Source organism: uncultured Algibacter sp., assembly GCF_947487575.1.
Lineage (GTDB): Bacteria > Bacteroidota > Bacteroidia > Flavobacteriales > Flavobacteriaceae > Algibacter_B.
The window spans coordinates 161,560-177,727 of sequence record NZ_CANKXG010000001.1 but is presented as its reverse complement, the minus strand read 5'-3'; the positions used below and the strand labels follow the sequence as shown (position 1 = coordinate 177,727).

Annotated in this window: 10 protein-coding genes; 3 read left to right on the top strand and 7 right to left on the bottom strand. The window is 33.3% G+C overall.

Going from position 1 to position 16,168, the window contains the following annotated elements; all coding sequences use genetic code 11:
* Positions 1-212 precede the first annotated feature (212 nt).
* Positions 213-2,954 carry a TonB-dependent receptor gene (locus Q0870_RS00725; protein WP_298550160.1) on the bottom strand — a complete coding sequence of 914 codons (2,742 nt, stop codon included), beginning with the start codon at positions 2,952-2,954 and terminating at the stop codon, positions 213-215.
* Positions 2,955-3,266: 312 nt separating this feature from the next.
* Positions 3,267-3,650: a carboxypeptidase-like regulatory domain-containing protein gene (locus Q0870_RS00720; RefSeq protein WP_298550159.1), complete on the bottom strand. Its 384-nt coding sequence runs from the start codon at positions 3,648-3,650 to the stop codon at positions 3,267-3,269.
* 248 nt (positions 3,651-3,898) lie between these two features.
* On the opposite strand from Q0870_RS00720, the gene dgt reads away from it, so the two are divergent.
* Both dgt and Q0870_RS00710 read left to right on the top strand, forming a co-directional pair.
* Entirely contained in the window at positions 3,899-5,239 is a 1,341-nt protein-coding gene (gene dgt / locus Q0870_RS00715) for a dGTP triphosphohydrolase (RefSeq protein WP_298550158.1), read from the top strand.
* A gap of 186 nt (positions 5,240-5,425) precedes the next feature.
* On the top strand, positions 5,426-6,289 hold the full coding sequence (locus Q0870_RS00710; protein WP_298550156.1) for a hypothetical protein: 864 nt from the start codon (positions 5,426-5,428) through the stop codon (positions 6,287-6,289).
* A 22-nt stretch (positions 6,290-6,311) separates the two neighbouring features.
* Here the strand turns inward: Q0870_RS00710 and dxs are convergent, their stop codons facing one another.
* Positions 6,312-8,075 carry a 1-deoxy-D-xylulose-5-phosphate synthase gene (dxs, locus tag Q0870_RS00705; RefSeq protein ID WP_298550154.1) on the bottom strand — a complete coding sequence of 588 codons (1,764 nt, stop codon included), beginning with the start codon at positions 8,073-8,075 and terminating at the stop codon, positions 6,312-6,314.
* Between the two features lie 39 nt (positions 8,076-8,114).
* On the opposite strand from dxs, the gene Q0870_RS00700 reads away from it, so the two are divergent.
* Positions 8,115-8,564, top strand: coding sequence for a nucleoside deaminase (locus Q0870_RS00700; RefSeq protein WP_298550152.1), 450 nt, complete (start codon positions 8,115-8,117; stop codon positions 8,562-8,564).
* A 70-nt stretch (positions 8,565-8,634) separates the two neighbouring features.
* On the opposite strand, the gene Q0870_RS00695 is transcribed toward Q0870_RS00700, so the two are convergent.
* From Q0870_RS00695 to Q0870_RS00680, 4 genes are all read right to left on the bottom strand, one after another.
* The gene (locus Q0870_RS00695; RefSeq protein ID WP_298550150.1) at positions 8,635-8,871 is read right to left on the bottom strand and encodes a hypothetical protein; all 237 of its coding nucleotides are present in this window, start codon (positions 8,869-8,871) and stop codon (positions 8,635-8,637) included.
* Positions 8,872-8,882: 11 nt separating this feature from the next.
* Positions 8,883-10,667: a chloride channel protein gene (locus Q0870_RS00690; RefSeq protein ID WP_298550149.1), complete on the bottom strand. Its 1,785-nt coding sequence runs from the start codon at positions 10,665-10,667 to the stop codon at positions 8,883-8,885.
* 44 nt (positions 10,668-10,711) lie between these two features.
* Complete coding sequence (gene aspS, locus Q0870_RS00685; protein ID WP_298550148.1) at positions 10,712-12,466, bottom strand: aspartate--tRNA ligase; 1,755 nt, start codon at positions 12,464-12,466, stop codon at positions 10,712-10,714.
* 166 nt (positions 12,467-12,632) lie between these two features.
* Positions 12,633-16,163 carry an efflux RND transporter permease subunit gene (locus tag Q0870_RS00680; RefSeq protein WP_298550146.1) on the bottom strand — a complete coding sequence of 1,177 codons (3,531 nt, stop codon included), beginning with the start codon at positions 16,161-16,163 and terminating at the stop codon, positions 12,633-12,635.
* Positions 16,164-16,168: the final 5 nt, after the last annotated feature.

The window sequence follows — 16,168 nt, the reverse complement described above, 5'->3', positions numbered from 1 at the left end:
GATTGGTGTTGCTTTCTGATTAATTAAATATTAAGCATAGGTTACCTTTCGTTAGCTAAATAAGCATTTATGTTAAGCCTGTGTTAATTGCTAATTTTCCCTTAAGACTTGTCTAAAAATGAACAATCCTCAATATTATTTATTGAGGATTGTTCTATAGTTTTAAACCTTTTTATAGGTTTTGTAAATTTTAAATAGGTGCTTATTTACAATTAAAAATCGTATTTCAAACTTAGGTTTAATTGAGCTCCTTTTTTGTATGATAGAACCACTTCATCAGTTTCAACACCTGTATTAATATCTCTTATTAATTGTGTTTGTTGAATGTCTGGGTTAAGTAAATTTCTACCAACTAATTTAATTTGTAATTTTTCGGTTAACATTTTACTTAATACAAAATCAAGAGTAAAAAATCCTTTTTCAATAATTTCATCATTATAAAGAACATCACTGTTGCTAAAGTCTTCTGGAGAACCTAGAGCGAAAACCTTATCTGAAGAATAGTTGCCTGTTAAGGTAGCATTAAACTCTTTTTCGGTTTTACTATTATAACTTAATGAACTGTTTAAGATTAAATCTGAAGCACCTTGTAAATCAGACTCCGTCATATTGTTATATTGAAATTCTTCTAGTAAATTTTGGTTAAACCACATTTTTGTAATGTTGGTGTTAAAATCTAAAATACTTTCTTCATCTTCATTTTCAAGAAGTCCTAATCTAGCTTCAAATTCTAAACCAAAAATATTAGCGTTTTCACCTGTATTGGCATATTCAAATATTCCTGAAGACCCTCTTGTTTGCGCTAAGTTAATAGGGTTTTTAATGTCTTTGTAAAAAGCCGTTGCAGAAAGTAATTGCCCTTTTGAAGGGAAAAATTCATATTTTAAATCGGCATTAATAACAGTCGATTTTTCTAAGTCTGGATCACCTCTTGTAACACGACCTGTTGGTGATACATATTCGAAAGGTGCTAATTCTTTAAACTCTGGTAAAGTTTGAGTTAAGCTAGAAGCAAAACGTATAGCATGCTTATCGTTTAATTCGTATTTTAAGTTTAAACTTGGGTATAATTCAGAATATTCTTTTTTAATAGATCCAACTCGTCCAACATAGTTGGAAACATCCCATAAAACGTTAATTTCATCGCGCTCAAATCTTACACCAGCATTACCAGAAATTTTTTCGCCAAAATGAAAATCTAAATTTGCATAACCAGCCATAACATTTAAGTCTGCATCGTATCTATCTGCTTCCCTTTCTCTTAGAACTAGTCCGTTATCAAAATTCTCATCAGTAAATGTTTCTGAAAATTGGTCTACAGAGGGTACTTGAAAATCTCTTGCTCTTACACCAATAAATAAAGAGCTAAATACTCTGTCTTTTTGACGGAAGTTTGCCCCAAAATTTAATTTAAATGGATGATTTTCATCTTCATCTAATGTCCCAAAAGAAATGGCATCGTTTATATAGGCATTGTATTCTATGTCTTTAATTTTTTGGTTTGATTTTCTTTGTTGAAAATCTCCAACGTGAGCATATTGTACTGTATTTGCATCCAATATATTAGCTTCGTTTCTAATTCTATTTGGTTCTTGTGCTAATACATAGTTGTAACCTGCAGCCCAAGTTAGTTTGTTGTTCTCTTTTAAGTCATGTGAACCTTGAATTTGGTTTACTAATAAAATGGTTTGTTTAAAGTTTTGGTCCCTAACAAAAGCGCCATCTTCCTGTGGGTCTTGATCGAATACATAACCTTCACCATTTCTACCTTGTTCGTAAACATTATCATTACTTGTATTAACAGATAAACTGCTAATTTTAAGCCTGTGATTATCGCTTAATTTTAGCCCTAGATTTACATAACCAGTAGTGTTTGTTTTGGTACTAAAAGATTCGGTATCAGTAAATTCGTTATCTAAGATATTAGATCTATAACTTCTAAAAATTCCTTCTTGATATTGTGATGTTTTAGAGTGAGAACCAGCAACAAATACTTTAAGTTCTTTTCCAAATACATCAAATTTTTGAGCTCCAGAAAGTGATATTCCGTAATTCCCAATACTGTTTTGTTTTATAGGATCCCAACTTTGATTTGTAATCAAATCTACAGGAGCAAACTGTTTTTTATGAAAACCTAGAGTTACGTCTTCTGTTGCAACACTTCTTTTAAAATCACCATCTAAGTCTAAAACATTAGTGTTGTATCCAGAACTAATACTAATAGAGGCTCCTTTCTTAGAATATCCTTTAGAAGTAATATCAACATTACCTGAAGTTTGGTCTGCATAACTAGGCGTTGTATATGTTTTACTAATCCCTACATTTTCAATCATATTAGTTGAAAACAAACTCAGATTAATATTTTTATTATTAACATCATCAGAAGGTATAGGTAAACCATTCATGGTAGTTGATAGGTATCTATCTCCCAAACCTCTAATATATATGTCTCCAGATCCTTCACTTTTAGTTACACCTGAAATTTTGGTAGTTGCAGTTGCAGCGTCAGACACTCCTATTTTAGATAAACGTGTTGCACCAATACTTTCTTTAATTACAACCGCTTTCTTTTGTTCAAATAATAAAGCAGTTTCACTTTCTCTAGATTTAGTTGTTGTAATTACAACTTCGTCTAGAGATGCAGCACTGGCACTCATAATTACATTAATTTCTGTGGTTTTTCCAGCTTCAATAATGGCGCTGATTTCTTGAGTTTCGTAACCAACAAAACTGAAAATGACAGTGTAAGTTCCTGGTTCAATATTTTCAAAGCTATAAAAACCATCAAAGTCAGACGTTGTTCCAATGGTTGTTCCTTTTAAAAGTACATTGGCAAAAGCTAACGGCTCATTATTATATTCTTTATCGGTTAGTTTTCCCCTTACAGAACCTGTGTTCTGAGCATGGATAAACGCTGTGATTAAGAGTGTAAATAATATTAAAATTTTTCTCATTAGTTCATTTAATTTCTTGCCGCAAAGAAACTACCGTATTATGAACAGTATGTTACCTTAGGATTAAAGAACCGTAATAAAAGTGTTAGGATAGTGTTAACTAATCAGGTGTATTTTCAATATTGGTTACATTTAGTTAACATTAAAATGTAGTTCCTTGATAATCAATACAACTATTTTTATTCCAAGAAAGTATTCGGAATTTATATTTGAATAGCAGTAGTAGTTCTATTAAAGAAGTAAAAACAAAAAGTAGCTTTTTATAATGGAAGCTGCTTTTTGTTATATATAGTGTTCAAGACACACTACTAGCTAATTGTTTATTGTAGATGTTTGAGGTTTGTCAACACTAGCAACCGTCATCATTAAATCCTCCAAAGAAATAGTACTAGGTTCAAGTATTATTTTAAAAGTAGTTGTTTGATTTGATGCTACTTTTATTTTTGATTCTTTCGTTTCATAACCTGTAAAGCTACTTACCAAAGTATATTCTCCATCATTTAAGTTTTCAAACTTAAAAAAACCTTTTTCGTCTGATAAAACTTCTGCCCCCGTTTCTTTAATTAAAACTTTAGCAAACATTAAAGGCTCGTTATTAGATTCAAAATCCAATAATTTACCGTTTATTTCACCTGTGTTCTGCGCAAAAGAAACTACAGAGATAAAAAAGATGGCGATGTATAAAATGTGTTTCATGTATATTATTAATTACAGTGCAAAAGTACACTCAGACATCATTATTTTATGTTATCAAATCATTAAAGAAAAATGATTAAAAGGTTACCTTAATGTTAACAAAGGATAACTTTGTTTTTTACCTTTTTTTGGGTATTTCATCCGGAGGAATTGATTTTTGTTTATGAAAAAAACACAAAACATGGGTGCGTTTTAAAATAATATAAAGGAAATTCTTTGCTATATTGCTCCAGCTTTAAATGAATATTATGAACTGGGAACAACTTCTATCCTTAAAACGCTTTGGCGACACTAATAAACGACTAAGAAAAGAACAAGACGAAACCCGTTTGGTATTCGATTCCGATTATGATCGCGTTATTTTTTCTTCAGAATTTAGAAGCCTTCAAGATAAAACACAAGTAATCCCGTTATCTGAAACCGATTTTGTACATACCCGTTTAACACACAGTTTAGAGGTTAGCGTGGTTGGACGGTCTTTAGGACGTCGTATTGGTAAAAAAATATTAGAAAAGCATCCACATTTACAAAACACACATGGTTATCAAGTTAATGATTTTGGAGCTATTGTTGCAGCGGCATCCTTAGCACACGATATTGGAAACCCACCGTTTGGGCATTCAGGAGAAAAAGCTATTGGCGAATTTTTTAAAACAGGAAACGGGAAGCAATTCAAATCGCAATTAACCGAAAAAGAATATCAAGATTTATGCGATTTTGAAGGCAACGCCAATGGATTTAAAATCTTAACCGAAAGCAGAGTCGGTAGGCACGGAGGATTACGATTAAGTTACGCTACACTAGGCGCATTTATGAAGTATCCAAAAGAATCTCTTCCCAAAAAACCAACCAAACATATAGTAGATAAAAAATACGGCTTTTTTCAGTCTGAAAAAGATGGTTTTATTGATGTAGCCAATGAATTAGGTCTATTAAAAAGAAGCCAAACAGATTTAAGTTTTTCAAGACATCCATTAGCATTTTTGGTGGAAGCTGCCGATGATATATGCTATACTATCATCGATTTTGAAGACGGTATTAATTTAGGACTTATTCAAGAAGAATTTGCTTTAGAATATCTGTCTAAAATCATCAGAGATAATATTAAACCCGAAAACTATTATGCGCTTTCCACCAAAGAAGATCGTGTAGGGTATTTGCGTGCTTTGGCTATAGGCTCACTTATAAATGAGGCTGTTGATATTTTTATGGAAAATGAAGATGCTATTTTAAAAGGTAATTTCGATTGTGCCTTGCTTGATAAAAGCAAATACGAAGCGCAAATAAATGATGTCATTAAAATTAGTGTTGAAAAAATCTATCAATCTACCGAAGTTATAGATAAAGAAATTGCGGGCTACGGCGTTATAAATACACTATTAAACACCTATACAACTGCCATAAATAACTGTTTCATTAATAAGGGATCAAACTATGATAAGCTAATTTTAAAAGGATTACCAAAAACTATAAAAGTTGATGAATCAAGCTTATATAATAGATTGTCTAGTGTTTGTTATTACGTGTCATTATTGTCAGATAGCAAGGCAATATTAGATTATAAAAAAATAAAAGGTATAGAGTTTTAAGTTATTAGTTTGAGCGTTACCACTCCCGATAGCTATCGGGAGGTCGGGCTTTCACTACTCAATCCCTCCTACGGCGGGGATTTCAAACATGCCGTTCAATCCCTAACGCAGAGCATATTTACTAAAGTTAATTTATATTTAAAGACACAAATAAAAAACTAGAATACTTACATAAAGTAAAATAATATGAAAATAAAAATAGTACTTATCACCTTGCTAGTAGCATCTTGTAGCTCTAAAGCGTTCTTAGAACGCCCCTTTTTCAATACAAAAAAAGATATTTTAATTGCGCAGTTTGATAGTAAACCCGATCCAGATGATCTCCATGCACAAGCAGCTTTAGGGTGTATGCTATTACATAAAGACCTTAATGGTGTAAACTATTATGCGGTTGCTGGAGCAATAGGTATACAGGAAGGAAATTTTATTGATTCAAGTAGTTTATTAAATATTGCCTTTGGTAATAATTGGACAAACGCACATAAAGATTGGGAAGCGGCAGTAGAAAATATTACAAATAAAGTAGTTTCTATATTGAAGGAAGGCGGAAAAGTTTGGGTTCAAGAAGCAGGACAATCAAACATTACAGCAGATTGGATATTAGAAGTATTAAAAATCATTCCAGAAGCAACAGTTAAGTCTAATATAATTATTGTACAACATAGTAAGTGGAATGAAGACCATGCCGATTCTAAAGATTTAGAGTATGTAAAGACCAAAACCACCTATTTTGCTATAGATGATGGTAATATGGCTTTTGCTTCAGAGGAGAAAGATAGAGGTATTTATTCAACTCCTGGGTATAGAAGTAAAGACAAAAAGTGGATGCTACAAGCTAAAACTTCATCAAACATAAAAGCGAGGGTACTCTGGACAGAAGCATATAATTTAATTGATAAAGCGTTTCCAAATAAATTTCCTCATGAGTGGTCCGATATTCATTATGATGGTGTAGATTATTCAGATTGTGTAGAAAATTGGTGGATTTTTAATATAGAAGACCAAGCAAATAGTCATGCTAAATTTTGGAATCGTTACGTTTTAAATTAAGATTTCTTGTTATCTCACACATTTAAGTAACTTCTTTTAGACTACAAAAGGTGTTTTTTAACCCCTCTACATCTAATCCAATTAAGGCCTGCAATTCGCTAACTTTTCCATGCTCCATAAAAGCATCAGGAATACCTAATATTTTAATGGTATTTTTATAATTATACGTTGCCGCAAATTCTAGAATAGCAGAGCCAAAACCACCTGTAATAGCATTATCTTCAACGGTTACAATGTTGTCGTGGCTTTTAAAAATGGTGTGTAATAAGTTTTTATCTAAGGGTTTTACAAAACGCATATCGTAATGCGAAATATCTAAACTTGTAGTAGCTTCAGTTACATTTTTGGCAATAGTACCAATACTTAAAATAGCCAATTGTTTACCCTGTTTAATTTGTTTACCCTTACCAATTTCTATTTTACTAAAAGATTGTTTCCAATCTAAAGTTACACCTCTACCACGCGGGTAGCGAATGGCAATAGGTTGCTTTAAACCCAATTGCGCCGTATACATAATGTTGCGTAGCTCCACTTCATCTCGTGGTGCAAATATGATGAGGTTTGGGATGCAACGTAAATAAGAAATATCAAAAATACCGTGGTGGGTGGCGCCATCTTCGCCCACTAAACCAGCACGATCTAAACAAAATACAACAGGTAGTTTTTGCAAAGCCACATCATGAATTATTTGGTCGTATGCCCGTTGTAAAAATGTTGAGTAAATGTTGCAAAACGGAATTAACCTTTGTGTTGCCATACCTGCCGCCATAGTTACAGCATGTTGTTCGGCAATCCCTACATCAAAGGCCCGGTCTGGAATTTCATCCATCATATATTTTAACGAACATCCTGTTGGCATTGCCGGGGTAATACCAACTATATTTTTATTTGCTTTTGCTAATTCTACAATAGTATAACCAAATACATCTTGATATTTTGGTGGCTGCGCTTTATTAGATTTAGCTGCCAAATTACCTGTTTTAGCATCAAATTTCCCAGGTGCATGATATTTTACTTGGTTTGTTTCTGCTTGTTTTAGTCCTTTTCCCTTTGTTGTTATAACATGCAAAAATTTAGGGCCTTTCACATTTTTTAAACGTTCTAATTCTGAAATAACCGTATTAACATCATGCCCATTAATAGGTCCAGAATAATTAAAATTTAAAGCTTCAAAAATATTATCTTGCTTTTGAGTACCCTTTTTTACGTTGGTTAAATATTGTTTTAATGCGCCAACACTTGGGTCGATGCCAATAGCATTATCATTTAAAATTACAAGAAGGTTAGCATCAGTAACACCAGCATGATTTAAACCTTCAAATGCCATTCCGCTGGCAATCGAAGCGTCGCCAATTACGGCAATATGCTGTTTATTTTCACCTTTTAACTGCGAAGCTATTGCCATACCTAAGGCTGCCGAAATAGATGTGGAGGAATGTCCAGTTCCAAAAGCATCGTAAATACTTTCTTCACGTTTTGGGAATCCACTAATACCGCCTAATTGTCTGTTTGTGTCAAATATGTTTTTTCGTTCCGTTAAAATTTTATGTCCATAGGCTTGATGTCCAACATCCCAAATTAGTTGGTCAATGGGTGTGTTAAAAACGTAGTGTAATGCAATAGTAAGTTCTACAACACCTAAGCTGGCACCTAAATGTCCTTCTTTGATGGCAACAATATTAATTATAAACTCACGCAACTCTTTTGCAAGTAGAGGCAACTCTTTTTGATTTAAAAGACGGAGTTCTGTTGGGGACTTAATATGGTTTAATAGACTTTTTTGCACAGGGCAAAAGTACAAGAATGAATTTGTATTTTTGCTATTATGATAGAACCTTTTGATGACTCTTATTTTATGAAGAAAGCGCTACAGGAAGCTGAGGCTGCTTTTGAAAAAGGAGAAATACCTGTTGGTGCTGTTATTACTATTGATAATAGAATTATTGCACGCGGCCATAACCTAACAGAAACCTTAACTGATGTTACGGCACATGCAGAAATGCAAGCTATTACGGCCGCAGCTAATTTTTTAGGTGGTAAGTATCTTCAAAAATGTACGTTATATGTAACGCTTGAACCTTGCCAAATGTGTGCTGGAGCTTTGTATTGGAGTCAGATTTCTAAAATCGTGTATGGTGCTAGAGATGTAGAGCGTGGTTGTATTAATTTGAAAACGAAGTTGCACCCTAAAACTAAGATTGAGGGTGGTATTATGGCAGATGAGGCTTCTGCACTCATGAAACTTTTTTTTGTTGAGAAGCGGAATTTGAATTGATGTATTTTAAAGAATGGAATGACTTTAACAAATTTTCCCGCCCCCTTTTTTAGAGGGGTACACTCAAATATTAATACTTTTTTAAACGTTGATTCTCTCTCATTTTATCTAAATTTTCTTTTGTGAGCATATAATCTTTCATGTTTTTATCTTTCCAGCTATAATATGTGTACAAAGGGAAAACTACTAAAAATAGACCAGATACACCGAAACCAATGAGTTTTTCAGAATAATTAACATCTAAAGTAAATCCTAAAATGATACTTACTAAGGCTGAGATTGTTAATATGAGAATAATATATTTCATAATTAAAACTACTATGTAAAGTTGATTAATTGCTGTCTGTATGCGGTTAATAGTTTGGATTTTGAAATGTAACCATAATATTTACCGTCTTTAATTACTGGTAAATTCCATGCGCCACTTGATTTAAATTTATCCATGATTACGGTCATGTTATCTTCATCATAGTTTATAATCCCTCTATCAGCATGCATGAGGCTAGAGGCTTCTACTTTACTGTATAGGTTTGCGTCGAACATCATGTGCCTTATGTCGTCTAAACGGATTACGCCTAAAAACTCGTGTTTATCATTTACTACAGGAAAATGATTCCTGGAGGATTTAGCAACTGCATTTTTTAGGATGTCTCCCAGTTTCATTTCGGGTTTTAAAATTATAAAATTAGTTTCTATCACTTTATCAATATCTAAAACCATAAGAACGTTTTGGTCTTTATCATGCGTCATGAGCTCTCCGCGTTGTGCTAATTTTAATGTATAAATGGAGTGGGAGATATAGTACTTTGTAATAGCAAATGATATGGTAGATACAATCATAAGTGGTAAGAAAAGCTCATAACCACCTGTTATTTCTGCAATTAGGAAAATGGCGGTTAAAGGTGCGTGTAATACGCCCGCCATTAAACCTGTCATTCCAATTAATGTAAAATTAGATTCTGAAACGTCAAATCCTAGACCTAAATTATTAATGATTTTTGCAAATGCATTTCCTAAAACATTTCCCATAACTAAGGTTGGAATGAATACGCCACCTACACCTCCTGCCCCGAAAGTAGTGGTCATGGCTATGGCTTTAAAAAAACCAATACCTAATAAGAGTCCTATAACTATCCAAATGTTTGATAAATCTAAATTAAAAGGTGTGGTGCCTATTGCAGATAAATGATCGCCTTTTAGTAGATTATTCATAATACCGTAACCCTCACCAAAAAGAGGTGGAACAAAATATAACATGGTACCAATGGCTAAGCCACCTATTAATAATCGTATGGCTCGACTTTCAAATTTTTTAAAAAAGTTTGTAATGCCAAAAAACACTTTGGAAAAGTATACGGATGCTAAACCTGTAACAAGTGCTAAAAGAATATAAAAAGGAATGTCGTTAACAACAAATTTATCGGTTAACTCAAAACGTAATAATACATCGGTTCCTAAAAACATATATGATGTAACAACAGCAGAAACTGATGCTAATAAAAGTGGTACTAATGAGGTAAAAGCAATATCAAGACTGAAAATTTCAATAGCGAATACAATAGCTGCAATTGGGGCTTTAAACATTGATGCCATTGCGCCTGCGGCAGCACAGCCTATTAAAAGCATTCGCGTTTTTGTATTCATGTGAAAAAGGCGCGCTGCATTTGAACCTAATGCAGAACCTACGCTAACAGCGGGGCCTTGTAACCCAACTGATCCACCAAAGCCAGCCGTTAGTGGTGCTGTTATTAATGCTGCATATATATTATATCTTGGGATGATACCGTTTAGTTTGGAAATGGCATGTAAAGTTGTTGAAATACCATGACCTATATGTTTTTTTAACCAAGTTTGTTTAATAATATATACCAGCAAAAGCCCAATAATAGGCAATACAAAATATAATGTGCTTTGATAGTCTTTAAAAATATATTGACTAAAAAAATGCCCTATGTAGTGTGTAAGGTTTTTTAAAGTAACGGTTCCAATACCTGCTAAAAAACCTACCAAAACACTAAGTATATAAACAAACTGCCGCTCTGAAATATGTTTGTATTTCCAGATTAGAAATTTGCGCAACAGTTTTTTAGTGTATGAAGGCATGTATAAAACTAATAAAAAAATCCTGCAAAAGCAGGATTTTAATTTTATGATTTCAAATTAAGTTTTAAACTTAATTCTGTTAATTGTTCATCGTCTATTTTAGCCGGAGCATCTATCATAACATCTCGACCAGAATTGTTTTTTGGGAATGCAATAAAATCTCTTATGGTTTCTTGTCCGCCTAAAATAGCAACCAATCTATCCAATCCAAAAGCTAAACCACCGTGTGGTGGTGCGCCATATTGAAAGGCATCCATTAAGAACCCAAATTGTGCTTTAGCTTCTTCTGGGGTAAAGCCTAAATAATCAAACATTAATGCTTGTGTTGCTGCATCATGAATTCTGATAGAACCACCTCCAATTTCATTTCCGTTTAAAACTAAATCATAAGCATTGGCTTTTACAGCTCCTGGGTCTGTTTTTAATAATTCTAATTGCTCTGGTTTTGGTGATGTAAATGGGTGATGCATGGCATGATAACGTTCTGTTTCTTCATCCCATTCTAATAATGGAAAATCCATCACCCAAAGCGGAGCAAACTCATTAGGTTTACGCAAACCTAAACGTTCTGCTAATTCCATACGTAAAGCACTTAGTTGTGCACGCACTTTATTTGTATCGCCAGAAAGCACACAAATTAAATCACCTGGTTTTGCTCCTGTTACCTCTGCCCATTTTGCTAAGTCGTCTTGATCGTAGAATTTATCTACAGACGATTTAAAAGTTCCATCATCATTACAACGGGAATAAACCATACCTAATGCCCCTACTTGTGGACGTTTCACCCAGTTAATTAATTTATCAATCTCTTTTCTGGTATACGTGTTTCCTCCAGGAACAGCAATACCAACTACGAGTTCTGCTGAATTAAATACATTGAAATCTTTATGTTGGGCAACCTCATTTAACTCACCAAACTCCATCCCAAAACGAATGTCTGGCTTGTCGTTTCCATACAAGCGCATGGCATCATCGTATAAGATTCTAGGGAATTTTTCAACTTCAACTCCGTTTACTTCTTTTAGTAAATGGCGTGTTAAACCTTCAAACGCATTTAAAATATCTTCTTGCTCGATAAATGACATTTCACAATCAATTTGTGTAAATTCTGGCTGTCTATCGGCACGTAAATCTTCATCTCTAAAACATTTTACAATCTGGAAGTATTTATCCATACCACCAACCATCAACAATTGTTTGAAGGTTTGAGGTGATTGTGGTAAAGCATAAAACTGTCCCTCATTCATTCTTGACGGGACTACAAAATCGCGAGCACCTTCGGGGGTCGATTTTATCAGATAAGGTGTTTCAACTTCAATAAAACCCTCTTTGGATAAATAATTTCTAACTTCTTGAGTCACTTTATGTCTAAAAATTAAACTCTCTTTTACAGGATTTCGACGAATATCTAAGTAACGGTATTTCATTCTTAAATCTTCACCACCGTCTGTTTTATCTTCAATAGTAAAAGGCGGTAATTTAGCTTCGTTTAGAATGGTTAATTCTGAAACTAAAATCTCAATATCACCAGTGGGTATATTTGGGTTTTTTGATGCACGCTCAATAACAGTTCCTTTTACTTGAATAACAAACTCACGACCTAGACTTTGAGCTTGTTCTATTAAGGTTTTAGTCGTACGTTCCTCATCAAACACTAATTGAGTTATACCGTAACGGTCGCGTAAATCTACCCAAACAATAAATCCTTTATCCCTAGATTTTTGAACCCAACCTGATAAGGTAACTTCTGTATTTATATTTGCAACTCTTAATTGGCCACAATTATGACTTCTGTACATAGTGAAATTTTGATGTGCAAATTTACATAACTTCTAGAATTATTAATCAAAAAGCCCCAACAATTGTTGGGGCTTTTCTTCGCTATTAACTAATTCTTTTGAAATAAGAACAAAAGGATCTTTTTTAAACAACTTGAATCAAGTTGTTTAATTCATTGTTTAGAAATTAATCTAAGCGTTTATCCATATTGAAATTTTCTTGAGCAATCAATTCTTCATGAATTGAAACTCTATCTTTATACAACCACATTTTGAAATTAGTTACTAAGTAGAATAAAATAGGTACTACTATTAAGGTTAAAAATGTAGCTACTAAAAGCCCGTAAATAACGGTCCAAGCCAAAGGTCCCCAGAAAATAACATTGTCGCCTCCCATATAAATATTTGGATTAAACTCTTTAAACATAGTAAAGAAGTTAATATTAAACCCAATGGCTAACGGAATAAGTCCTAAAATTGTAGTAATTGCTGTTAATAATACAGGTCTTAAACGTGCTTTACCAGCAGTTACTATGCTTTCGAATAAATGGTTTTTGCTTAGATATGCGTTATCTTCTAAATTTAAATCGTGTTTTTTTCTATCAATAAGTAATTGCGCATAATCAAGCAATACCACTCCATTGTTTACAACAATACCTGCAAGGGAAATGATTCCCATCATGGTCATCATAATTACAAACGGATTGCCTGATATAACTAAACCACCAAAAACACCTATTAAACTTAAAAGTATAGCAATCATAATGATTGTTGGTTTTGAAATGGAATTAAATTGAAAAATAAGGATGAAGAAAATGAGACCTAAACCTGTAAATAATGCTCCCATTAAAAAGGCCATTTGTTTGTTTTGTTCTTCAATTTGTCCTGTATAATCAATCTTAATATTGCGTGGTAAACCTTTATAGGCTTTCATTTCATTCTGAACCTGATTAACAATAGCACCTGCATCTGTAAAACCAGGAGATAAAGCAGAGTACACAGTTACAACACGCTTAGTATCTTTATGTTTTATAGCACTAAATCCAGAATTATTGGATTGCTTTGCTAATGTAGAAACAGGGATTTCTTTAATTTGTCCAGAAGCCATATCTCTAAATGTGATTTTCTGATTGAAAATAGCACTTGTATTATATCTATTTTCTTTATTGAAACGTACATATATATCATAATCTTCCCCATCTTCTTTATATATACCTGCTTTTGCACCAAAAATAGAGTTACGTATTTGTTGTCCGACTTGAGATGCACTAACACCTAATTCACCAGCTTTTTCCCTGTCAACAAAAACTTTCATTCCGGGTTTATCTTTATTAACATCAATTTTTAATTCATCAATCCCAGGAATATTTTTAGTGTTAATAAAATCACGCATTTTTTCGGCGGTAGCGATTAGCTCGCCATAATCGCTCCCTTCAATTTCAATATTAATTGGGGCTCCAGCGGGTGGGCCGGCAGCATCCTTTTCAACCGAAATTAAAACGCCGGGATAAATACCAACTAATGCTTCTTGAACTTTTTGACGCAGTAACTCACTATCCTCTCCTTTTCTGTATTTATACTCACGCATTGAGGCTGTAATTTTTCCTTTGTGTGGCATTTCTGCTGCAGAACCACCATCAGTTTGAGGGTTACCTGCTCCTTCTCCTACTTGCGAAACAGCACTTTCTACCAAGAAATTGTGCTCACCATCCATATATTCTGAGCTGTTTAAAGTAGTATATACTTTTGTTTCAATTTGTTTAGTAATGGCATTTGTTTTTTCTATATCTGTACCCTGAGGATATTCTATATAGACAATAATTTGATTAGGTTTATTGTCTGGAAAGAACTCTATTTTTGTTCGTTGGGAACCAACAGATGCACCAAAAGACATAAATGAAGCAATTAGTAATGCAAATGTACCAGCAACTAACCAGTATGGTTTTTTACCAGATAAAGCACCTCGTAAAATACCTTCATACCAATTTTCTAATCTGGGTAATACTTTATTTTGAAAAGCATTTGCCCATTTACGTAAAAACAATCTGTATACCCAGAGCATAATAACTGTAAAGATCATTAATGTGCCCAGAGCTCTGTATTCACCGCCAGTAACAAAAATTAGAATACCAATTGAACCTATTATAATTGAATTTTTAATAATTTTTTTAAGTGGCAAATCTTTGTCTTCAGTACTCATAAACTCTGAAACTAGAACTGAATTAAAAAAGATAGCTACAAATAATGAGGAGCCTAAAACTGTTGCCAAAGTTATTGGTAGTAACTTCATAAATTCCCCCATAACCCCTGGCCATAAACCAAGCGGAATAAAAGCAGCTACAGTAGTTGCTGTGGAAATAATAATTGGAAATGCAATTTCACTTATTCCTTTTTTTGCAGCTTCAACTCGACTCATACCTTCTTGGTCCATGAGTCGATATACATTTTCTACTACTACAATACCATTATCCACAAGCATACCTAGTCCCATAATAAGACCAAATAAAATCATTGTGTTAAGTGTATAGCCAAACATGTTTAATATCATTAAAGACATAAACATTGACATTGGAATGGCAAACCCAACAAAAATAGCGTTTTTAAAGCCTAAAAAGAACATAAGTACAGTTACAACTAATATAACACCAAAAATGATGTTGTTAACCAAATCATCCACTTGCCCGATGGTTTTGTTTGATTGATCATTAGCAACAGTGACTGTTAAATCTGAAGGAAAAACATTGGCTTTTGCATTATCAACTATTTCGTAAATTTCGGTTGCTGCTGCTACCATATTTTTGCCTGCACGTTTTTTTATATCTAGCATTATAACACGATGGCCGTATTCTCTAGCATAAGTAGTTCTGTCTTTCGATTTAAAAGAAACTTCTGCAACATCTTTTAAATAAATAGGATTATTGTTTTCAGATTTAACAACGAAGTTTTCTAGTTCTGAAGGTTTTTCAATTTCGCCCAAAATTCTAATGGTTCGTCTTTGTCCGCTAGAAATAAGATTTCCAGCAGACATAGTTACATTACCTCCGTTTATAGCATTGATAATATCGCTGTAGCTAACCTGCGCCGCCATCATCTTATAAATATCTACAGCAACTTCTACTTCTTTGTCTTGTACGCCTCGAATATCAACTTTCTTAATCTCCTTAAGGTTTTCAATTTCATCTTGAAGATATTCGCCAAACTCTTTTAGTTTTTCTACAGTATAATCTCCAGAAATATTGATGTTAAGAATTGGCATTTCTTCACTCATACTTAAAGCAAAAACGTTAGGTTCAACTTTAGCACCATTAAATGTAGGCCAGTCCTCACCAGAAGTTTCAGAATCAATTTCGTCTTTAACTAATTGTTTAGCCTCTGGAATGGTTACACCTTCATCAAACTCAACAATAACCATAGAATAATCTTCTTGAGATGTTGAAGTAATTTCTACCATACCACTAACTGTTTTTAGTTTGTCTTCTAATGGATCGGTAATTAATTTCTCAATATCTTCAGCTGTATTTCCTGGAAATAGTGAGCTTATATAAATTTTAGTTTCTTTTATTTCTGGGAAATTTTCTCGAGGCATTTCAAAAAAAGCAGATACACCTAAGAAGAACATAACAGCCATAACCACATACATAGTGGTTTTATTGTTTATTGCCCATGACGATAAACCAAACTCTTTTTCAACTTTCTTTTTGTTTTTCTTTTTAGTCATAATGG